The organism is Phyllobacterium myrsinacearum (genome assembly GCF_014138285.1).
Lineage (GTDB): Bacteria > Pseudomonadota > Alphaproteobacteria > Rhizobiales > Rhizobiaceae > Phyllobacterium > Phyllobacterium myrsinacearum_A.
Genome location: NZ_JACGXN010000001.1, coordinates 1,405,176 through 1,425,253, shown reverse-complemented (window position 1 = coordinate 1,425,253; position 20,078 = coordinate 1,405,176). Strand labels below are relative to the sequence as shown.

The following is a 20,078-nucleotide window of genomic DNA, read 5'->3' as shown; positions in this document are numbered from 1 at the left end:
CACATTTCTTAAACCTTAACGTGGGTTTCGTATGCAGGAATTTTTATTTTTATCTGTTGATTAATTTAAGTTTACGTGCGTAAATTTTAGTGTTGACCTTGGAGGAGGAAAAGAAATGAGCGTTACCTTGAGAAGGGCAACGCATCTGTTGCTCATGACCGCCGCTATCGGCGTTTTTGCCAGCACTGCGTCTGCGGAAGAATTAACCATCGCGACCGTCAACAATGCCGATATGATCGTGATGCAGAAACTGTCGCCTGAATGGGAGAAGGCGACGGGCAACAAACTCAATTGGGTGGTTCTGGAAGAAAACGTGCTGCGTCAGCGCGTTACAACCGACATCGCTACAAAGAGCGGTCAGTTCGATATCCTGACCATTGGCGGATATGAGGAGCCGATCTGGGGCAAGTCGGGATGGCTGGCTTCGGTGGATGATCTCGGCGACGATTATGACTATGCCGATCTGCTCGACCCGATCAAGAAGGGCCTGACCGTGGATGGCAAGCTCTATGCGGTTCCGTTCTACACGGAGAGTTCCTTCACGCTCTATCGCAAGGATCTTTTCGATGCGGCCGGCCTGACCATGCCCGACCAGCCCACCTATGACCAGATCAAGGAATTTGCCGCCAAACTGACGGACAAGTCGAAAGAACAGTATGGCATCTGCCTGCGCGGCAAGGCCGGGTGGGGTGAGAACATGGCGTTCCTGGGAACCATGATCAACACCTATGGCGGACGCTGGTTCGACATGGACTGGAAGCCGCAGATCAATTCGGCGCCGTGGAAGCAGGCGGTGACAACCTATGTCGATCTGATGAAGAATTATGGGCCGCCCGGCGCGACCTCCAATGGCTTCAATGAAAATCAGGCGCTTTTCGCAACCGGTCACTGTGCCATGTGGATCGACGCTACATCTGCGGCCGGTCGTGTTTTCGATCCCAAGCAGAGCAAGGTCGCGGATAAGGTGGCATTTACACGTGCACCGGTTCAGGTGACTCCCAATGGTGCCGGCTGGTCATGGGCCTGGACTCTCGCCATTCCCGCCACGTCCAAGAAAGTGGACGCGGCCAAATCCTTTGTGAAATGGGCGACGTCAAAGGAGTATGTCAAACGGGTAGCCGCCAGCGAAGGCTGGGTTGCGGTGCCGCCGGGAACGCGCAAGTCTACCTATGACAACCCGGAATACCAGAAAGCTGCGCCGTTCGCCGCAACTGTTCTGAAATCCATCATGGCCGCCGACCCGACAAAGCCTACGAAGGATCCCGTGCCCTATACCGGGGTGCAGTTCGTCGCCATTCCCGAGTTCCAGGCTTTCGGCACAACGATCGGCCAGCTCATATCATCGGCGCTTGCGGGAACGCAAACTGTGGATCAGGCGCTGGACTCCGGTCAGCGGCAGGTTGAGCAAATTATGACCCGCGCCGGCTATATCAAGTAGTCCGGTAATCGTGGTTCGCACGGCCGACGTGCGAACCACCCCCTTTAAACGCCGCGCACAGGATGGGCTTACGATGAAAGCCATTCATTTCACTGGGTTGGGCATTGCCGGTTTGGCCGATCTCAAGGAACCGGAACTTGCGCCGGGACATGCGCTGGTACGGGTCATGGCATCTGGTCTTTGCCATACGGATATCGACGTTCTCCATGGACGATACGGCAACAGTGCTTTTCCGCTGGTGCCGGGACATGAATATGCGGGCATCGTCGAAGCGGTTGCCGAAGATGTTACGAACTGGCGACCCGGCGACCGTGTTGCCGTCGACCCCAATATTCCTTGCGGCAAATGCCGTTCCTGTCGCAAAGGTCTCACCAATCTCTGCGAGACCCTGGAAGCCTATGGCGTGTCACGCAACGGCGGGTTTGCACAATACAGTGCGGTAAAGGTCGACCATCTGCATACTATTGGCCAACTGCCTTTCCACGTCGCTGCGCTGGCTGAACCGTTGGCTTGTGTGCTGAATGGGCTTGGTAATGTCCATGCCACCCACGCTGAGAACGCCCTTGTGTTCGGTGCCGGACCAATCGGGTTGCTCATGGCTTTGTCGCTCAAGGCGCAGGGTGTTGATGATGTCAGTGTCGCAGATATAAACGAAAGCCGGTTGAGCTTCGCGCAATCGCTTGGGTTGAAACCCGTCAGATCGGGTTCGGTCGCTCTGGAAAACCAGAAAAAGGCATTTGATTTCGTTGCCGATGCAACGGGTATTGCGCGAGTCGTAGAAGAGATGATCGCTTACACGGCCGATGGTGGCACCGCGCTGGTCTTCGGGGTCAGCGCACCGGATGCACGCATCCAAATCGCACCATTCGAGATTTTCCGCCGCCAGATCAGTCTTGTCGGTTCCCATTCGCTCAACCGCAATATTCCCGATGCGCTAGCCATACTCCACAATGATAATGGAATGATGGCGAAGCTCATATCCCACCGCCTGCCGCTTGATGAGATACTCCCCTATTTCTCGAAAGGTGCAGCAACACCGCAAACGATGAAAGTACAGTTCTCGACCAAATGATTCACGACGAGATTTGCATCGGGATAAGACTTGGGTAGCATAAACTCTCGATCAGCATGAATCGGTACGAGAGGAGAGTGTGCAATGGAAGGTGTTCCAAGCCCGGAGGTCTTTACTCATGTACGCGTCATCATCGGCATCATTCTCGGCCTCAGTATTTCACGGTTGTTGACAGGCCTTGCCCGCATTATTCAACATCCGTTGCGCAAGAACATCTATCCGGTTCATCTAGGCTGGGTATTTTTCACGTTTCTGACAGTCGTCCACTTCTGGTGGTTTGAATTTTATCTGCACCAGACACTGGTGTGGAAATTCGAGGCGTATCTCTTCGTTATTTTCTACGCCAGCCTGCACTTCCTCGCCTGTGGCCTGCTGTTTCCGGACAGCATGGAGGGGTATTCGGGCTACGAGAACTATTTCATGTCACGCCGCGCTTGGTTCTTTGGCATTCTCATGGCGATATTCGTCGTCGATTTTGCCGACACAGCAATGAAAGGCCGGGAGCATTTTCACTCGCTCGGGCCGGAATATCCCTTCCGCAATCTGTTCCTGATCGTGGTCTGCGGTGCTGCGATCTATCTGCGCGAACAGAAAACGCAGCTGGTGCTGCTCGGCCTCGCGCTCATCTGCCAGATTGTCTTCATCCTGATCCAGTTCGATACGATCTGAGCGTCATTCAAAGAAGAACCCGCCGGTCGTGAGACCGGCGGGTTCTTTGTTTCAATCTGAAACGTCAGAAAAAGCTTAGTTCTTTTCCTGCTTCTTCAGTGCGGCACCGAGGATGTCGCCCAGCGAAGCGCCCGAGTCGGACGAACCGTACTGTGCAACGGCTTCCTTCTCTTCAGCGATTTCCAGCGCCTTGATGGAGACCTGCAGCTTGCGGGTCTTCTTGTCGAAGGCGATGACGCGAGCGTCAACCTTCTGGCCAACCGTGAAGCGCTCCGGACGCTGTTCGTCGCGATCGCGGGAAAGATCCGCACGACGGATGAACGAGTCGAGATCGTGGTCAACCAGACGAACTTCGAGGCCGCCATCGGTGATGCCGGTAACTTCAACGGTTACGACGGCGTTCTTGCGCAGTTCACCTGAGGTTGCTGCTTCACCGACCTTGTCGCCTGTGAGCTGCTTGATGCCGAGCGAGATGCGTTCCTTCTCGACGTCAACATCGAGAACCTGCGCCTTGACGACGTCACCCTTGTTGTACTCTTCGATGACCTGTTCGCCTGGACGGTTCCAGTCGAGGTCGGAGAGGTGAACCATGCCGTCCACATCGCCGTCGAGGCCAATGAACAGGCCGAATTCGGTCTTGTTCTTGACTTCGCCTTCGACGATCGTGCCGACAGGGAACTTGTCTGCGAAGGTCGTCCATGGGTTGTCGAGGGTCTGCTTGAGGCCGAGAGAGATGCGGCGCTTGACCGGATCCACTTCGAGAACAACGACTTCGACTTCCTGAGTGGTCGAGAGCAGCTTGCCCGGATGCACGTTCTTCTTTGTCCAGGACATTTCTGAAACGTGGATAAGGCCCTCGATGCCTGGCTCGATTTCGACGAATGCACCATAGTCGGTGATGTTCGTAACTGTACCGGTGATCTTTTTGCCGATCGGGTACTTCGCACCGATACCATCCCAAGGATCGCTTTCGAGCTGCTTCATGCCGAGCGAAATACGATGTGTTTCCTGGTTGATACGGATGATCTGAACCTTGACCGTCTGGCCGATGTTCAGGATCTCCGACGGATGATTGACGCGGCGCCATGCCATGTCAGTCACGTGCAGCAGACCATCGATGCCGCCGAGATCAACGAACGCACCGTAGTCGGTGATGTTCTTGACAACGCCTTCAACGACCTGACCTTCTTCAAGGTTCTGGACGATTTCAGAGCGCTGTTCAGCACGGCTCTCTTCAAGAACGGTACGACGCGAAACAACGATGTTGCCGCGACGCTTGTCCATCTTGAGGATTTCGAAGGGCTGCGGGTTGTGCATCAGCGGAGTAACGTCGCGGATCGGACGGATGTCGACCTGCGAGCGTGGCAGGAAGGCTACGGCGCCGTCGAGATCGACGGTGAAACCACCCTTGACCTGATTGAAGATAACACCATCGACGCGTTCGCCGCGGTTGAATTTCTCTTCAAGACGGACCCAGCTCTCTTCGCGGCGTGCTTTTTCACGCGACAGAACAGCTTCGCCGAGGGCGTTTTCGATACGCTCGACGTAAACTTCAACGATATCGCCTGGCTTCAGTGAGCCGTCCTTGGCTTTCGCGCCGAATTCCTTGAGCGGTACGCGGCCTTCAACCTTGAGGCCGGCGTCAATGATCGCCATGTCTTTTTCGATGGCGACGATACGGCCCTTGACGACATAACCTTCAGCAAGGTCATTGGTGGCAAAGGACTCGGCGAGAAGAGCTTCGAAATCTTCGCGCGTTGGATTGGCTTGAGACATAAATACTCCTGATATGTCCGGACATAGTCATCGGACACAGCACCGGTGGTTCGTGTTACGGTTCATCTGCGTGCCAACCCGCCCTATGAGGGCAATCCGGTGCGTGGATTGGCTGCAGATGCTAGTTTAATGCGTGCTTCCCACCAAAGCCTGATCAATCAGCTTTTTGGCAGCAAGAAACGCGGTCTCTATATCCATTTCCGTCGTATCTAGCAAGTGTGCGTCGGCAGCGGGCTTGAGCGGCGAGTCCGTGCGGCCCATATCGCGCGCATCACGGCGGGTGAGATCAGCCAGAATCTCCTCATACTGGACACTGCCGTCCGTTGATTTGATTTCTTCAAAACGGCGCTTTGCCCGCGCTTCCGGAGAGGCCGTGATATAAAGCTTCACCGGCGCGTCGGGGCAGACCACCGTGCCGATATCGCGTCCGTCGAGCACGGTACCGGGCGAGCGCTGGGCAAAAGCCTGCTGTGACGCAACGAGGGCGCGCCTGACAGCCGGCATGACCGCCACCTTGGATGCTGCCTCACCCACCTCGTGGGTCGACAGCGCTGTCCGGTCGAGTTTGGAAAGATCAATGCTGCGCGCAGCCTTCTCCGCCAGAAATTCGTCATCAAGCGCCATGTTCTCGTCAAGCAGTGCCTTGGCAACGGCACGATAAGTCAGCCCCGTATCGAGATGATGATAGCCGTAATAATCGGCGATCCGCCGCGCCAGCGTGCCCTTGCCTGAAGCGGCAGGTCCGTCGATGGCAATGGTGAAACGGGACGGCACATCGATATCGTCCTTGTCGTCGCGGTCAAACAACCAGTTGCCGAGAGCAAACAGCAAATAGGCCGCTGCGAGTACCAGGGTAATCAACGGAGTGATGCCGATGGTCACGAAAGCAAAGCCGCCCAGCGTCGTTGCCAGCGCGGTAAGCCAGTCCGGCAGATAGGCGGACATGTTCTGCAGCAGTGCATCGATGGCGAATATCAGTCCGAACTGGAAAACGAACAGCCAGAACAGGAGGGCGAACAGTCCGAAGCGGACCTTCAGCACAAACCGTTCAATGGCATAGGAAACGCTGACAATAACCAGAGACGTCAGAATAAAATACATCAGACACCCCCTGTCCGCGGCACGGCCGTTTTCAGTACACTCTGCAAATGAACAGCAGGTTCGATCATCACGCTCTGTTTCTTGCCTTTGCGCCCATGAGGAAGCCTATACCATAACCGACAATTGAACCGAATGCGGGCGGCAGAAGCAAAAACTGATAGGGCATCCAGTCACTTGCTCCTGTCGTTTCGATCCCGGAAATGCCTGACCGGGAACGGTCGGAGACATTCCACGCATAGAGGAAGATCAACAGCAAAGGAAGAACGACCCGCATGATCGTGCTCAAAATGCCGGGCCATGGGCGCAGTGATCCACTGGAAACTGTTCCTCCATAGGCACTTCGTCCCGCCCAGACGATGAACGGTATGCTCGACATCAGATAAAGGAAATAAACCGTCAAGGCGGAAAAAAGCGCGTTCATACGTGTATCAGGTTGGCGTTTCCTGCTCTGAAATCTCGGCACCCATGCCGGTCATCATCCCCATGAACTCCGGAAAGCTTGTGGCAATCATGGTCGAATCATCGACGGTCACGGGTTTTTCCGCGACAAGGCCCATAACGAGGAAACTCATGGCAATGCGATGGTCGAGATGAGTCTCGACCATTCCGCCGCCAAGGCCCGTGCCATCCGGACGGCCGCGAACACTCAGGGTTTCGAGGCCTTCAGTGCAATCGACGCCATTGGCCTTGAGGCCGTTGGCGACGGCCGACAAGCGGTCCGATTCCTTGACCCGCAATTCCTCGATCCCATTCATGACCGTTTCACCGGTGGCGAATGATGCCGCCACGGCGAGCACAGGATATTCATCGATCATCGATGGCGCACGGTGGGCAGGGACGCTGACCCCTTTGAGTTCGGAAGCACGGACCCTGAGGTCGGCGACATCCTCGCCGCCCGCAAGGCGGGCATTGAGGATTTCAATGCTGGCGCCCATCTCCTGCAAGGTCAGGATGAGCCCGGTGCGGGTCGGGTTCATCAGCACATTTCGAATGGTTATATCCGAACCGGGGACGAGCAAGGCCGCGACCAGCGGAAACGCTGTCGATGACGGGTCGCCGGGCACATCGATGATCTGGCCGATCAGCTTGCCCTGGCCCTCGATGCGGATGTGGCGGACATTGTCCTTGTCGGTTTCCACAGAAAGATTGGCGCCGAAACCCTGTAGCATCTTTTCCGTGTGGTCGCGCGTCATGACCGGTTCGATGACCGTTGTTATGCCAGGTGCATTCAGGCCTGCCAGCAGCACAGCGGATTTGACCTGCGCCGAAGCCATGGGAACCCGGTAGGTGATGGGCGCGGCAACTTTGGGCCCACGCAGGGTCAGTGGCATGCGATCGCCGTCCGATGCGGTCACCTGAACGCCCATTTCGCGCAAGGGATTGAGCACGCGGCCCATCGGCCGCTTCGACAGCGACGCATCACCAATGAATGTGGTTTCCATGGCATAGGTGCCGACAAGACCCATGGTGAGGCGTGCGCCCGTTCCGGCATTGCCGAAATCAAGTGGCGCTTCCGGTTGCAGAAGGCAGCCATTGCCGGTGCCGTGGATGATCCAGACATCGCCTTCCTTGGCGATCTTCGCCCCCATTGCGCGCATGGCACGGCCGGTGTTGATCACATCCTCGCCCTCCAGCAGTCCGGTGATGCGGGTTTCGCCCGAGGCGAGGCCGCCAAACATGAAGGACCGGTGCGATATCGATTTATCACCCGGAATCCGGATATCACCGCTAAGGGCATTGGAGCGGCGGGCGGTGGCGGGCTTGGGCAGTGCAGAATGGGACATGGGTAAGGTCGATCGCTGGGAAAGTTGGTGTTTCAGGTCGAGCCAATAGGCGCTGGCGTTCCTAACACAGCTTGCCGGTTCGGTCATCTCGCAAATGCATAGTTTGACTGAACAGCAATCTCTCGTCGTTTTGGCTTTGACAAATGCGCTGAATTGCGTTTATGGGACCAGAAATCCATTTGATGAGCGCTGGCATAAACGGTTGGACGATGGCATACCGAATGCAGGCGCAGCCAGAAGACGAGGCATAACGTGGTAAATCCAAAACTTGGTACCAAGCGAGTTGACCCTGAAACAGGTCAGAAATTCTACGATCTGAACCGCAATCCGATTGTCTCCCCTTATACGGGTAAGAGCTATCCGCTGAGCTATTTTGATTCGACCGTTCCTTCCGCTCGCGAAGAAGAGGAAGAAGTCGAGACGGAAGAAGTCGACGTTGCGCTGGAGAAGCCGGTATTCGTCTCGCTTGAAGAAGCTGATGGCGACACCGATGCCGATGTGCCGGATCTGGGCGATGATGTCGATGTTGAAGTCGACGATGCCGATGATGACGATACGTTCCTTGCTGAAGACGAGGAAGACGAAGATGATGACGTTACCGATATCCTCGGCGGCGGCATTGGCGAAGACGACGAAAATTGATTTTTATCAAGGTCTTTCGCTCTTCCGAAAAATAACGGAAATATCCGGCGAATAGACCTTGATCTTCTCTGCGGCGGGCGATATGTACCCGCCTCGGAACGGTTCCCGACCGTTCGACTGTCCAGCCGGATTTATCCGGCTTAGCCGAAACCGGCTAATGGAATGGGGCCATAGCTCAGCTGGGAGAGCGCTTGCATGGCATGCAAGAGGTCAGCGGTTCGATCCCGCTTGGCTCCACCAAATCCTCTGGAATATTCGGTTTCCCGTAAACGAACCTGGTGCATCACGCGCATGGCCGGCATTTTGCGAATCATGCCTCGGTGGAAAAAACCACTGCGGTGAACAGAAGGACGCCGGCAAGCACGATAAACGAGCCGATGCCGACCAGTGGTTCCATATTCGTATTGCCCAGAGACAGAAAATAAAGCGCTGGAATCATGATGACAACGCCAGCCGTAAAGACAGCGAACTGGATCATCGGCAGTCTTCCCCGGGCCCTTACCGGATTGAGCGCGTAATAAATGCCGAATATGGCGCTGCTGACCCATCCAAGCAGGTTGAGATGCGCGTGTGCCGGGAAAGCCGCATGGTTTCCCGATATGCCCATTTGAAGCCCCAAGATGATGCCGACAAGAAAAAAGACAGTCGCGGTCTTGAAGAATAGCTGCGAAACGCGTGGCATGTGCATATTCTTTCTGTGAGCCGATATATCAGGCTCGCGGATTTATATTCCCAAATCCGGGGTTATTCCAGTCAGGTCCTGTCAAGGCAAAATGCGACGGGAATGCCATGGTGCCGAACTTTTTTGCTGCCATGTGTCGCGATTGCCGTTTTCGACTGGATTAGCCGGGCAAAATCAATCTAAGCAGTATGAAAAAGACCACTATCGAGGAAACTGCTATGTCCGCCCGACCGGTTGCCCTTTCCGCAACGCCCGAATCATCTCTGGCGCGCACAGGCGTGCTCCTGATGCTGCTCGGCATGCTGATGTTCGCCCTGAACGACGTGATGGGCAAATGGCTGGTTTCGACCTATTCCGTCGGGCAGGTGGTGTTTGTCCGCAGTATCGCCGCATTGATTGTTCTGGCGCCGTTTCTCTGGTTTTCGGGGCCGAAAAAAGTCATGCAGGTCGACCGGCCCTTCATGCAATTGGCCCGCGTTGCCGCTTCGACCGCCGAGATTTTCGCCTTCTATTTCGCCGTGGTCTATTTACCGCTTGCCGATGTGATGACCTATTGGCTGGCCGCTCCGATCTATGTTGCCGCGATTTCGCCACTTGTCCTGAAGGAACCGGTTGGCTGGCGGCGCTGGAGTGCCATCATTGTCGGTTTCATTGGTGTTGTCATCGCGTTGGAGCCGTCTTCACAGGCCCTCACCCCGCAAGCGATCATTTCGATTCTGGGCAGTATGACCTTTGCGCTGATGTTGCTTCTGGGCCGTTCCCTGCGCGGGACTCCCGATACGACGCTGGTGTTCTGGCAGATTGTCGGCGCCGGGCTTGCAGGTGCCGGATCGCTCTATTTTGACTGGAAGCCGGTCAGCCCGCGTGATCTGGTCCTCCTGGGCGTGCTCGGTGTTGTCGCCATGCTTGCGCATATGCTGGTCAACCGCGCGCTCAAGATGGCCGATGCTGCAACCGTCGCGCCGTTGCAGTATACGCTTTTGTTCTGGGCCATCGTCTTCGGCTGGCTGGTGTTCGGCGACGTGCCGCGCCTCCCCATGCTTATCGGTTCAGGGTTTATCGTAGCCTCCGGCCTGTTTATCTTCTTCCGGGAGCAGCAGTTGAAGCGTCAGGGCCGGATAAAGGAAGAGCCGGTAGAGGCAATTGTCACCGGCTCCGGTGATCCGGTCTGAGGAATATCTCTTCTCGCTGCACCGAACCAGCCGAACCATGGGCGGACTCTGTGAAGTCAGATACTTTCGTGCCTTTGATGAGCCAATGCCTCTTCGAAATGATTGACCGCCTTTTCGAATTTGTCGCGACAGCCCGGATTGCAGAAACCCACCACGGCACCTTTGTACAGTGTGAGACTGTCGTCCTTGATAGGATCACCCGACCAAGGACACGTTGCATTGACCGCATCGCTGATTTTCAGTTCAGACATCACGTTCCCTTCCTAGGTCAAATCGACGCTGATATCGGTTCGTACGGAATTGGCGATAAAACATTGCTCGTGCGCTTCATGATGCAGGTGCTCTTCCGTGGCACGATCCGGTGCGGTGCCAGCATAGCGTACCCGCGGTTTCAGGACGACCTTGCTGACAAAGAGCTTGCCGCTGTCATTCTTGCCGAGTTCGCCGCTTGCCGCATCGCGATATTCATCAACCACGAATCCGGTCTTGGCCGCGCCTGACAGGAAGAACAGCATGTGGCAGCTGGAAAGAGAGGCGACAAAGGCCTCCTCGGGATCAACGTTCTCAGCAGCCGAATAGGGCAGGCGGACAATATGCGGGGAAGATGAGGCGGGCACTTGCGCTCCGCCATCGAACTGCCAGACGTGAGCCCGGCTATATTTGTTGTCTGTAAAAACGGCATCGGTAGCACGGTTCCATAAAACCGTTGCGCTGAATGAGGTCATTGGGCGTTTCCCGAATCTGTTGGTGGATTGACTGGAGCTTGTCAAAGTTGCGGCAATTGTCGATAACAAGTTCAGGTGCCGCACCACCTACTCGGCGATGAATCTGTAACCGACGCCGGGCTCGGTGCGGATAAAGTACGGGTGGTTCGGATCGTCTTCGATCTTGGCCCGTAACTGGCCGATGAAGACCCGGAGATAGTGCAGGTCTTCCACATGGGCCGCACCCCACACGGATGCCAGAAGCTGGCGATGTGTCATCACGAGGCCGGGGTGCAGAACGAGATGCACCAACAGCTGGTACTCCTTGCGTGTCAGATGGACTTCCGCATCCTTGAGCATAACCACCCGCTTGACCATATCGACCACAAGCCCGTTGCTTTCAAAGCGGGAGGGAACGCTGGTACCGGCCACCTTCTGGCGAAGGGCTGTTCTTACCCGCGCCAGCAATTCGCCGATACCGAACGGCTTTTCGACATAGTCATTGGCACCAAGGTCAAGCGCGGCGATTTTTTCCACTTCGCGGTCACGCGCCGAAAGGACAATGATAGGCACCTCGGAAAAGGCCCTGACGGTCTTGATGACGTCCTTGCCATCCTTGTCAGGGAGGCCGAGGTCAAGAATAACAAGGTCCGGAGCGCTGGTTGCAATCATCCGCTCCGCCTCTGCGCCGGTGGCGGCGGAGATGACATCGTATCCTGATGCGGTCAGCGCCGGATGCAGGAACCGCTGGATTTGCGGTTCGTCATCGACAACAAGAATACGGTTCTCGTTCATGCCGCAGTGCCCCCATTTCCGGCGGCATCAAAAATAGGAAGCCGGATAATAAATCGCGTTCCACGCTTGCGGATAGCCGGACTCTCTGCCTTGATGGTGCCGCCCATAGCTTCGACGAAGCCGCGGCAGATCGACAAGCCCAGCCCCGTGCCGGCTGCTCTCCCGTCACCTTTGACGCGCCGGTAAAATTTCTCGAAAATGCGATCGATGTCCTTTGCCGGAATACCTTTGCCCTGATCGGTGACGCTGATAACGACATCCGCTGCATCCTGCTTGGCATAGACCGCAATCGAACCATCACCGCCGTATTTGGCGGCGTTATCCAGGAGGTTGAACAGTACCTGTCCCAGCAAGGCGGAATCCCCGCTCACTGTCGGAAGGTCAGGCGCGATGCTGATCTCGATAGCAACACCGGGTTTGAGCCTCTTCATACGCTCCACCGATGAAACGATGACGTCCGTAGCATCGACGGGGCTGTTCTTCACCTTGAGTGTGCCCGCCTCGATCCGCGTCATATCGAAAAGGTTTGAGACAAAGCGCGTTAGCCGCCCGGATTCTTCCTCTATGGAGAGCAAAAGGTCGTCGCGGCTCTCGGGTTTGATCCGGCCGCCAAGCTCGCGCAGCGTGGTGACGGCACCTGTTATCGAGGCCAGCGGCGTCTTCAGATCGTGCGAAAGGGAGGAGAACAGGGCCGCATGGAGTTTTTCACTTTCCTGCAGCGCCGCGGTCTTGGCATTTTCCCGGACGAGCTGGGCGCGATCAATGGCTATTGCGGTCTGATCAAGGATCGCAGTCAGCATGCGGTCCTCGCTTTCGCTCAGCGAACTGGAATGGTTGGCGAGCGAGAACCCCAGCACACCGGCGACGCCATGCGATGTTTGGATCGGCAGAAATTGCCAGCTGATCTGCGGGAGGGTGCCCGTATCATGTCCAGACCGTTCATTCTTCTCGAATGCCCAGCGTACGGCTGTCATGTCCGTATTGTCCAGAGTCATATCAGGTGGCCAGGCAGCCTGCAGGGACAGATCGCCTTCATCTGGCAGAAGAATAACGACACCGGTGCCGAGCGTTGAGTGCAGATGCACGGCGGCGGCAACGACCACATCGTCGAGCCGTGCGGTGCCCGAAAGCTTGCGGGAGAACTCGTAGAGCGCCTGTGTATTCTTCGCCTGGTTGCGTGAGCGGGCCACCTGATCACGCAAACGTCCGGCGAGGTCCCCGATCATCAGTGCTACCGCGAGGAAGATGATCAGCGAAAACAGCTGATGCGGCTTGGCTATGCTCAGATTGTGGATCGGCTCGATAAAGAAATAGTTGTAGAGGACGAACGACAGTCCAGCCGCGATGATGGCGGCAAATCGCCCGCTCGACATGGCCGACAGGATGACGGCGACGAGGTAGAGCATGGAAAGATTTTGCGGGTGGACAATTTCACTCGCGCCAAGCCCCAGGAAAGTGGTTGCTGCCGTTGCCAGAACGGGAATGGCGATGGATGTTGCGAGGTCGCGCGTCGAACGCTTTTGCGGCGCGGGCGGAATATAGGGTTTGTCCTGCTCGTCCCCGGTGACGATATGCACGCCCACGTCGGTGAAGCGCTTCATGATCTCGTCGGGAAGCGAGCGGCGGAAGGGGTTGGCGAACCGCTTGCCCTTGGGGCGGCCCAAAACGATCTGCGTAACGTTTTCACGCCGCGCGATACGGAATATTTCGTCGACGAAATCCCGTGCAATCACCCGGCGCGTTTCCGCACCCAGTCTTTCCGCCAGATCAAGAAGCTCATCGAGACGCTGGTTTGCAGCGATATCCAGGCCGGCATCGCTGGTCTTGGTCAGTGAAACCACCAGCCAGCGGGCGTTGAGGCCCGAGGCGAGCCGGCTTGCGGTGCGCACAACCTTCTCGGAGAGGCTGTCAGGTCCGACACAGACCAGCAGCCGTTCGCCGGTGGCCCAAGGTCCTTCAATGGCGTTCTGCCGCAACAGGTCGATCATCTGATCATCGACACGATCAGCGGTCCGGCGCAACGCCAGTTCGCGCAAGGCGGTCAGGTTGGCGGGCTTGAAGAAACCCTCGGCCGCACGCTCGGCATTTCCGGGCAGGTAGACCTTGCCTTCCTTCAGGCGGGCAATCAGTTCCGCCGGGGGCAGGTCCACGAGCAGCACCTCGTCGGCGCGCTTCAACACCACGTCCGGCACCGTTTCGCGCACAGTGACGCCGGTGATTTTCGTTACCAGATCGGACAGGCTTTCCAGATGCTGGACATTCATCGCAGTCCAGACGTCGATCCCCTGCCAGATCAGTTCCTCGATATCCTGATGACGTTTCGGATGGCGGCTTCCCGGGGCGTTGGTATGGGCGAGCTCATCAAGCACCAGCACTTTCGGCTTGCGGGCGAGTGCTGCATCCAGATCAAATTCTTCCAGCGAGCGGTCGCGGTAGCCAATCTGCTTGCGCGGCAGCACCTCCAGCCCGTCAAGAAGCTCGGCGGTTTCGGCGCGGCCATGGGTTTCGGCAAGGCCGATGACGACATCGACGCCGTCCTCCTTCAGGCGCCGTGCCCGCAGAAGCATGGCATAGGTCTTGCCTACGCCGGGAGCAGCCCCCAGAAAAACCGTCAGCTTGCCGCGCGATTCACGCGTGGCAAGCTCAAGCAGTTTGTCAGGATCGGGTCGTGTGTGTTGACCGTAGTCGGCCATATACGCCTCAGGTTATTTTTTCAGGTCGTCGAGCGCCATGTTGAGCGCCAGAACGTTTACCCCAGCCTCACCGAAAATGCCAAGGACAGGATGCCGCGTGTTCGCAGTTACCAGTGCAGAAATTGCGTCGGCTGGCAAGGCGCGGGCCTTGGCAACGCGGTCAATCTGCAATTTGGCATAGTCAGGCGAAATATCAGGATCAAGTCCCGAGGCGGAGGTTGTTACCGCATCGGCAGGCACCGGACCGGCAGCACCGCCAGCCTTCAGGGCATCGACGGATGCCTTGACCCGGTCAACCAGAACCTGGGATGTCGGGCCGAGGTTCGAACCGCTTGACGATCCGGCATTATAGGCATCGGGACTGGTGGCCGACGGACGCGGCCAGAAGTAGATGTCCTTGGTGAAGTTCTGGCCGATGAGCGAAGAGCCAACGACCACATCACCGCGTTTGACCTGACTGGAATTGGCCTGCGCTGCGAACAGCGTCTGGCCAAGACCCGTGATGGCGAGTGGATAGAGCAGCCCTGTCACGACGGTCAGGATGAGCGTGAGCACGATGGCTGGGCGAATTTGAGCAAACATTTGATTTCCTTTAAGCTCTAAACGAGGTGCAAGGCGGCGACGATAAGGTCGATAGCCTTGATGCCGATGAAAGGCACAGCAAGACCACCAAGTCCGTAGACCAGAAGATTCCGCCGCAGGAGCGCCGAGGCGCCGACAGGCCGGTAGGGAACACCCTTGAGAGCCAGCGGAATGAGCGCAATGATGATCAAGGCGTTGAAGATGACCGCCGACAGGATGGCTGACTGCGGTGAGTGCAGACCCATGATGTTCAGCGCAGTCAGTTGCGGATAAGTTGCAACGAACAATGCCGGGATTATCGCGAAGTATTTGGCCACGTCATTGGCAATGGAGAACGTTGTCAGCGAACCGCGGGTCATCAGGATCTGCTTGCCGATTTCAACAATCTCGATGAGCTTGGTCGGACTGGAGTCGAGGTCCACCATATTGCCTGCTTCACGCGCCGCCTGGGTGCCGGACTGCATGGCCACGCCAACGTCAGCCTGGGCCAGAGCCGGGGCATCATTCGTGCCGTCACCGCACATCGCAATCAGACGTCCGCCTTCCTGCTCCTTGCGGATATAGGCGAGCTTTTGTTCCGGCGTGGCCTCTGCCATGAAATCATCGACACCAGCTTCCGAGGCGATGGCTGCAGCGGTTACCGGGTTGTCACCGGTTACCATCACGGTCTTGATGCCCATGGCACGCAATGCAGCAAAACGTTCCTTGATGTCGGGCTTGACCACGTCCTTGAGGTGAATCACACCCAGCAGGCGACCGTTTTCAGCCACACCGAGAGGCGTGCCGCCGGTACGGGCGATGGAATCCACGGCCTTCTGGAAACTCTGCGGTGCTGTTTCCTTGGAAAGGCCGGCAAACTTCAGGATCGCATCCACGGCACCCTTGCGGATCTGCCGCGAACCGATATCAACGCCGGAGATACGCGTTTGGGCGGCAAAGGGAATGAAGCTTGCTTCCTTGCCTTTGAGTACGTTGTCGGACAGGCCGTAGTCCGCCTGAGCCAGAGCAACGATGGACCGGCCTTCAGCGGTTTCGTCGGAAAGCGACGCCTGAAGCGCTGCATTGGCTAGTTCATCTTCCGCAATGCCGTCGACAGGGATAAATTCGGTCGCCATACGGTTACCAAAGGTAATCGTGCCTGTCTTGTCGAGAAGCAGCGTATCCACGTCACCGGCAGCCTCGACCGCGCGGCCCGAAGTGGCAATCACGTTGAAACGGATCAGGCGATCCATGCCGGCGATACCGATAGCGGAGAGAAGTCCGCCAATGGTCGTCGGGATCAGGGTAACGAGCAAGGCCGCCAGTACGGTCACGGTCATGATCGTGCCGGAGTAGGCGGCAAGACCCGACAGCGTGACCACCGCAATCAGAAAGACCAGCGTCAGACCCGAAAGCAGGATCGACAGGGCAATCTCGTTCGGCGTCTTCTGGCGCTCGGCGCCTTCGATCAGTGCAATCATGCGGTCGACGAAGGTTTCACCCGGTTTTGTGGTGATGCGTATCTTCAGCCAGTCGGACAGCAACTGGGTGCCGCCTGTGACAGCAGAGCGGTCGCCACCGGATTCGCGGATGACGGGTGCGGATTCGCCGGTGATGGCACTTTCATTGACCGAAGCGACACCCTCGATGATTTCACCGTCGCCGGGGATGAGATCGCCCGCCTCGACAAGAATGATATCGCCAAGCTTGAGGCTTGTTGCCGGGATTGCCTCGTAGTCCGTGCCATTGGCGGCTTTGAGGCGTTTGGCAACAAGATCGGACTTCGTCCGCTTGAGACTGTCGGCCTGCGCCTTGCCGCGGCCCTCGGCAATGGCTTCCGAGAATGTTGCGAAGATGACCGTGAACCAGAGCCAGGCGGCGATCTGACCGGAGAACAGCGGCGTGCCGCTGCCCGACAGAAGATCCCGCACCCACAGGAGGGTAACCACTGCGGCTACAACCTCGGTCACGAAGATAACGGGGTTGCGCACCAGCTGACGCGGATCGAGTTTGAAGATGGATCCCTTCAGCGCCTGGGCAAGGATGGCGCCATCGAACAGGGAGATGGATTTTGCCTTAGAAGACATTTTTGTGATTCCTTAGAACGTCTGACCGGCAAGCATCAGGAAATGCTCGACGATCGGACCGAGAGCGAGCGCAGGGAAATACTGCAGGCCGCCAAGGATGATGATGATACCGACGAGAAGGCCGACAAAGAGTGGCGTATCGGTCGGGAACGTACCGGAAGAGGCCGGAACCTTCTGCTTGGCCACCAGCGAACCGGCAATTGCCAGCACAGGCACGATGTAGGCGAAGCGGCCGAGCAGCATGGCAATGCCGAGTGTCGTATTGTACCACGGCGAATTGGCGGTCAGGCCGGCAAAGGCAGAGCCATTGTTACCCGCGGCGGACGAGTAGGCATAGAGGATTTCCGAAAGGCCGTGCGGGCCTTTGTTCAAAAGTCCTGCAAGACCGACCGGCAGGATCGCTGCAAGAGCCGAGAAGCCGAGAATGGCCAGTGGCAGGACCAGGACGGCCAGCATGGCATACTTCATTTCGCGCGATTCAATCTTCTTGCCGAGAAGTTCCGGTGTACGGCCAACCATCAGGCCGGCAACGAAGACCGCAAGAATGGCGAACACAACCATGCCATAGAGACCCGAACCCACGCCGCCCGGCAAGACTTCACCAAGCTGGATGAGGAACATCGGGACAAGACCGCCGAGAGGAGTCAGCGAGGCATGCATCGTATTGACGCCGCCGTTGGAAAGACCCGTGGTAACGGCTGTATAAAGTGCACTGCCTGACTGACCGAACCGAATTTCCTTACCTTCCATGTTGCCCTGGATCGGATCAATACCAAGATGGGTGAGGATAGGGTTGCCGCTGGTTTCGGCCCAGTAGACCGCACCGATGCCGATGATCAGCAGGATGCCCATGGCGGAAAGCAGTGCCCAGCCCTGACGGCGGTTGCCTGTCATCTGGCCGAATGTATAGACCATGGCCGACGAGACAACGAGCATGGCAAAGACGCCGAGATAGTTGGAAAACGCATTCGGATTTTCAAAAGGGTGCGCGGCATTGACGTTGAAGAAACCGCCGCCATTGGTACCGAGCTGCTTGATGGCTTCCTGGCTGGCAACCGGGCCGGTCGAGATGACCTGTTTCACGCCTTCCAGTGTTGTTGCTGTAACGGAAGCGTCGAGCGTCTGCGGCATGCCCATCGCGACAAACACAAGGGCTACGATCACGGCGAGCGGCAGAAGGACGTAGAGTGTTGCTCTCGTCATATCGACCCAGAAATTGCCCAGTGTCGTCATATGCGAACGCACAAATGCACGTGACAGCGCCACGGCAATGGCGATACCGGTCGCACCTGAAAGGAAATTGTGCACGGTCAGTCCAGCCATCTGGCTGAAATGGCTCATTGTGGTTTCGCCGCCATAGGACTGCCAGTTCGTGTTTGTGACGAAGCTGACGGCCGTGTTGAACGCGAGATCGGGGGCGACCGCCGGGAAACCTTGCGGATTGAGCGGCAATACGGCCTGGAATCTCAGGACCGCGTAAAGCGAAACAAATCCGGCAACGCTGAAAAGCAGCACGCCGAACGTATAGCCGAGCCAGTTCTGTTCGCGTTTTTCGTCAATGCCTGCGGCCTTGTAAAAGGCCCATTCAACAGGCCTGAAAACAGGTGAAAGAAAGGTTCTTTCGCCTGCGAAAACACGGTTCATATAGAGTCCGAGTGGCTTGACCGCCAGAAGAACGGCGAGAAGCGTCAGGCTGATCTGCAGCCATCCGACGAGTGTCATGGATATTCTCCGAAATAGGAATAGAAACGCGTCTTAGAAGCGTTCGGGCGCGACAAGTGTCACGACCAGATAGACGCAAAGGCCAAAAGCGACGCCAAGGCCAAGAACGAGCTCAAACACGGTTCAGTGCCTGCGCGTACAGGCCCAGAAGCAGCAGGATACCGCTTCCAAGCGCAATAAAGATGAAGTCCAGCATGAAAATGCTCCACATGGTTTTTCGTGGAGCGAAAATGCGCTTTTCCGGGTCAAGGGTCGATTGCGAAGGCAGGGGAGTCGCGTAAGGAAAGTATAAGGATTTGCCCTGATTTCGTCAGGATCGCTTTCGATCTGCCGGTTTTCCGGCCATTCTGTACATTTCGCCGACAGGATTGAGCCCAAAACGCGTGCGCAGAAGCGGCTTGGCCTGCCAGACTGCGACAGCGCATCTATTGACGCCAAGGGCCGGTGCATTAAAAGTCCGCACCAGTTCGATCAAGCAGGAACAAGACCGTGATCCGCCATATAGTATTCTTCAGTGCCCGCAATCCGGATGATGTCGACACGATTCATACCCGTCTCAAGCGGCTTGGAGAAATTCCGCATTCCCTCGTCTTTGAGGTCATGAAGAACACCAAGACGGATCCGATTTCAGGCGAGATCGATATCGTCGTCTATGGCGAGTTCGAGAGCGCCGAAGCGTTGGCCGCCTACAAGGCCCACCCGACGTATAGCGAAACCACGGCGGTGGTTCGCCCCTTGCGCGAATTGCGTATCTCGGCTGACGTGGTCTCCACTCTACCTTAAGCGTCAGCCGTGCCTGAAATACTCTCGAGAATCGGGCAGTCCGGCCGCTGATCGCCATGGCAATGAGCGACCAGATGCTGCAATGTATGCTGCAGTTCACGCAGTTCAGTGATTTTGCGGTCGATTTCCTTCAGCTTCGCCTTGGCGATGCTTTTGACATCGGAGCTCGCCCGCTCCTTGTCTTCGTAGAGTGCCAGAAGCTGGCGGCATTCCTCTACGGAAAACCCAAGCCCGCGCGAACGTTGCAGGAAGCGCAGTTTGTGGACATCCGACATCGAATAGTCCCGATAGCCATTGTCGGACCGGTCGGGCTTCAACAGCCCGATATCCTCGTAGTAGCGAATGGTCTTGGGCGGTAAGCCCGATTTTTCCGATGCATGGCCGATATTCATGGGAA

The 20,078-nt window shown here is 56.9% G+C and carries 20 protein-coding genes and 1 tRNA gene; 7 read left to right on the top strand and 14 right to left on the bottom strand.

Annotated elements, in window-relative coordinates; all coding sequences use genetic code 11:
• The first annotated feature begins 154 nt into the window (after positions 1 to 154).
• The 3 genes from FHW16_RS07050 to FHW16_RS07040 all read left to right on the top strand — a co-directional run bounded on the left by FHW16_RS07050 (position 155) and on the right by FHW16_RS07040 (position 3,179).
• On the top strand, positions 155 to 1,438 hold the full coding sequence (locus tag FHW16_RS07050) for an ABC transporter substrate-binding protein (protein WP_246711687.1): 1,284 nt from the start codon (positions 155 to 157) through the stop codon (positions 1,436 to 1,438).
• A gap of 73 nt (positions 1,439 to 1,511) precedes the next feature.
• Positions 1,512 to 2,510: a zinc-dependent alcohol dehydrogenase family protein gene (locus FHW16_RS07045; RefSeq protein WP_182548380.1), complete on the top strand. Its 999-nt coding sequence runs from the start codon at positions 1,512 to 1,514 to the stop codon at positions 2,508 to 2,510.
• An 84-nt stretch (positions 2,511 to 2,594) separates the two neighbouring features.
• Positions 2,595 to 3,179, top strand: coding sequence for a hypothetical protein (locus FHW16_RS07040; RefSeq protein ID WP_182548379.1), 585 nt, complete (start codon positions 2,595 to 2,597; stop codon positions 3,177 to 3,179).
• A gap of 75 nt (positions 3,180 to 3,254) precedes the next feature.
• Here FHW16_RS07040 and rpsA read toward each other — a convergent pair whose 3' ends face one another.
• The 4 genes from rpsA to aroA form a co-directional block, all read right to left on the bottom strand.
• On the bottom strand, positions 3,255 to 4,955 hold the full coding sequence (rpsA, locus tag FHW16_RS07035; RefSeq protein WP_091879198.1) for a 30S ribosomal protein S1: 1,701 nt from the start codon (positions 4,953 to 4,955) through the stop codon (positions 3,255 to 3,257).
• 126 nt (positions 4,956 to 5,081) lie between these two features.
• Positions 5,082 to 5,729, bottom strand: coding sequence for a (d)CMP kinase (gene cmk / locus FHW16_RS07030; protein ID WP_348643869.1), 648 nt, complete (start codon positions 5,727 to 5,729; stop codon positions 5,082 to 5,084).
• Between the two features lie 394 nt (positions 5,730 to 6,123).
• Positions 6,124 to 6,477: a hypothetical protein gene (locus tag FHW16_RS07025; RefSeq protein ID WP_182548378.1), complete on the bottom strand. Its 354-nt coding sequence runs from the start codon at positions 6,475 to 6,477 to the stop codon at positions 6,124 to 6,126.
• Positions 6,478 to 6,484: 7 nt separating this feature from the next.
• Positions 6,485 to 7,840, bottom strand: a complete 1,356-nt coding sequence (aroA, locus tag FHW16_RS07020) for a 3-phosphoshikimate 1-carboxyvinyltransferase (RefSeq protein WP_182548377.1) — start codon at positions 7,838 to 7,840, stop codon at positions 6,485 to 6,487.
• Between the two features lie 252 nt (positions 7,841 to 8,092).
• Here aroA and FHW16_RS07015 point away from each other — a divergent pair, with 252 nt between their 5' ends.
• A complete protein-coding gene (locus FHW16_RS07015) occupies positions 8,093 to 8,482 on the top strand; it encodes a TIGR02300 family protein (RefSeq protein ID WP_182548376.1) in 390 nt (129 codons plus the stop codon).
• A gap of 164 nt (positions 8,483 to 8,646) precedes the next feature.
• A tRNA-Ala gene (locus tag FHW16_RS07010) sits at positions 8,647 to 8,722 on the top strand.
• A 70-nt stretch (positions 8,723 to 8,792) separates the two neighbouring features.
• On the opposite strand, the gene FHW16_RS07005 is transcribed toward FHW16_RS07010, so the two are convergent.
• Entirely contained in the window at positions 8,793 to 9,164 is a 372-nt protein-coding gene (locus FHW16_RS07005) for a hypothetical protein (protein ID WP_182548375.1), read from the bottom strand.
• A 218-nt stretch (positions 9,165 to 9,382) separates the two neighbouring features.
• Here FHW16_RS07005 and FHW16_RS07000 point away from each other — a divergent pair, with 218 nt between their 5' ends.
• Positions 9,383 to 10,336 carry a DMT family transporter gene (locus FHW16_RS07000; RefSeq protein WP_182548374.1) on the top strand — a complete coding sequence of 318 codons (954 nt, stop codon included), beginning with the start codon at positions 9,383 to 9,385 and terminating at the stop codon, positions 10,334 to 10,336.
• A gap of 56 nt (positions 10,337 to 10,392) precedes the next feature.
• Here FHW16_RS07000 and FHW16_RS06995 read toward each other — a convergent pair whose 3' ends face one another.
• From FHW16_RS06995 to FHW16_RS29260, 8 genes are all read right to left on the bottom strand, one after another.
• Positions 10,393 to 10,587: a glutathione S-transferase gene (locus tag FHW16_RS06995; RefSeq protein ID WP_182548373.1), complete on the bottom strand. Its 195-nt coding sequence runs from the start codon at positions 10,585 to 10,587 to the stop codon at positions 10,393 to 10,395.
• 12 nt (positions 10,588 to 10,599) lie between these two features.
• Complete coding sequence (locus FHW16_RS06990) at positions 10,600 to 11,061, bottom strand: OsmC family protein (RefSeq protein ID WP_182548372.1); 462 nt, start codon at positions 11,059 to 11,061, stop codon at positions 10,600 to 10,602.
• 87 nt (positions 11,062 to 11,148) lie between these two features.
• Positions 11,149 to 11,835, bottom strand: a complete 687-nt coding sequence (locus FHW16_RS06985) for a response regulator (RefSeq protein WP_182548371.1) — start codon at positions 11,833 to 11,835, stop codon at positions 11,149 to 11,151.
• Positions 11,832 to 14,528, bottom strand: coding sequence for a sensor histidine kinase (locus tag FHW16_RS06980; protein WP_182548370.1), 2,697 nt, complete (start codon positions 14,526 to 14,528; stop codon positions 11,832 to 11,834). The genes FHW16_RS06985 and FHW16_RS06980 overlap by 4 nt, the downstream gene beginning before the upstream one ends.
• Positions 14,529 to 14,540: 12 nt before the next feature.
• Positions 14,541 to 15,110 carry a potassium-transporting ATPase subunit KdpC gene (gene kdpC / locus FHW16_RS06975; protein ID WP_182548369.1) on the bottom strand — a complete coding sequence of 190 codons (570 nt, stop codon included), beginning with the start codon at positions 15,108 to 15,110 and terminating at the stop codon, positions 14,541 to 14,543.
• A gap of 17 nt (positions 15,111 to 15,127) precedes the next feature.
• The gene (gene kdpB, locus FHW16_RS06970; RefSeq protein WP_182548368.1) at positions 15,128 to 17,176 is read right to left on the bottom strand and encodes a potassium-transporting ATPase subunit KdpB; all 2,049 of its coding nucleotides are present in this window, start codon (positions 17,174 to 17,176) and stop codon (positions 15,128 to 15,130) included.
• A 12-nt stretch (positions 17,177 to 17,188) separates the two neighbouring features.
• A complete protein-coding gene (kdpA, locus tag FHW16_RS06965; protein ID WP_182548367.1) occupies positions 17,189 to 18,898 on the bottom strand; it encodes a potassium-transporting ATPase subunit KdpA in 1,710 nt (569 codons plus the stop codon).
• Positions 18,899 to 18,931: 33 nt separating this feature from the next.
• The gene (locus FHW16_RS29260; RefSeq protein WP_182548959.1) at positions 18,932 to 19,018 is read right to left on the bottom strand and encodes a potassium-transporting ATPase subunit F; all 87 of its coding nucleotides are present in this window, start codon (positions 19,016 to 19,018) and stop codon (positions 18,932 to 18,934) included.
• A gap of 369 nt (positions 19,019 to 19,387) precedes the next feature.
• Here FHW16_RS29260 and FHW16_RS06955 point away from each other — a divergent pair, with 369 nt between their 5' ends.
• Positions 19,388 to 19,681, top strand: coding sequence for a Dabb family protein (locus FHW16_RS06955; RefSeq protein ID WP_182548366.1), 294 nt, complete (start codon positions 19,388 to 19,390; stop codon positions 19,679 to 19,681).
• Here FHW16_RS06955 and cueR read toward each other — a convergent pair.
• Complete coding sequence (gene cueR / locus FHW16_RS06950; RefSeq protein ID WP_182548365.1) at positions 19,678 to 20,073, bottom strand: Cu(I)-responsive transcriptional regulator; 396 nt, start codon at positions 20,071 to 20,073, stop codon at positions 19,678 to 19,680. The two genes, FHW16_RS06955 and cueR, sit on opposite strands and share 4 nt — an antisense overlap.
• Positions 20,074 to 20,078: the final 5 nt, after the last annotated feature.

Coding starts and splice junctions, on each gene's coding strand:
- FHW16_RS07050 (WP_246711687.1), top strand. CDS start 155: ATGACCGCCGCTATCGGCGTTTTTGCCAGCACTGCGTCTGCGGAAGAA.
- FHW16_RS07045 (WP_182548380.1), top strand. CDS start 1,512: ATGAAAGCCATTCATTTCACTGGGTTGGGCATTGCCGGTTTGGCCGAT.
- FHW16_RS07040 (WP_182548379.1), top strand. CDS start 2,595: ATGGAAGGTGTTCCAAGCCCGGAGGTCTTTACTCATGTACGCGTCATC.
- rpsA (WP_091879198.1), bottom strand. CDS start 4,955: ATGTCTCAAGCCAATCCAACGCGCGAAGATTTCGAAGCTCTTCTCGCC.
- FHW16_RS07025 (WP_182548378.1), bottom strand. CDS start 6,477: ATGAACGCGCTTTTTTCCGCCTTGACGGTTTATTTCCTTTATCTGATG.
- aroA (WP_182548377.1), bottom strand. CDS start 7,840: ATGTCCCATTCTGCACTGCCCAAGCCCGCCACCGCCCGCCGCTCCAAT.
- FHW16_RS07005 (WP_182548375.1), bottom strand. CDS start 9,164: ATGCCACGCGTTTCGCAGCTATTCTTCAAGACCGCGACTGTCTTTTTT.
- FHW16_RS07000 (WP_182548374.1), top strand. CDS start 9,383: ATGTCCGCCCGACCGGTTGCCCTTTCCGCAACGCCCGAATCATCTCTG.
- FHW16_RS06995 (WP_182548373.1), bottom strand. CDS start 10,587: ATGTCTGAACTGAAAATCAGCGATGCGGTCAATGCAACGTGTCCTTGG.
- FHW16_RS06990 (WP_182548372.1), bottom strand. CDS start 11,061: ATGACCTCATTCAGCGCAACGGTTTTATGGAACCGTGCTACCGATGCC.
- FHW16_RS06985 (WP_182548371.1), bottom strand. CDS start 11,835: ATGAACGAGAACCGTATTCTTGTTGTCGATGACGAACCGCAAATCCAG.
- FHW16_RS06980 (WP_182548370.1), bottom strand. CDS start 14,528: ATGGCCGACTACGGTCAACACACACGACCCGATCCTGACAAACTGCTT.
- kdpC (WP_182548369.1), bottom strand. CDS start 15,110: ATGTTTGCTCAAATTCGCCCAGCCATCGTGCTCACGCTCATCCTGACC.
- kdpB (WP_182548368.1), bottom strand. CDS start 17,176: ATGTCTTCTAAGGCAAAATCCATCTCCCTGTTCGATGGCGCCATCCTT.
- kdpA (WP_182548367.1), bottom strand. CDS start 18,898: ATGACACTCGTCGGATGGCTGCAGATCAGCCTGACGCTTCTCGCCGTT.
- cueR (WP_182548365.1), bottom strand. CDS start 20,073: ATGAATATCGGCCATGCATCGGAAAAATCGGGCTTACCGCCCAAGACC.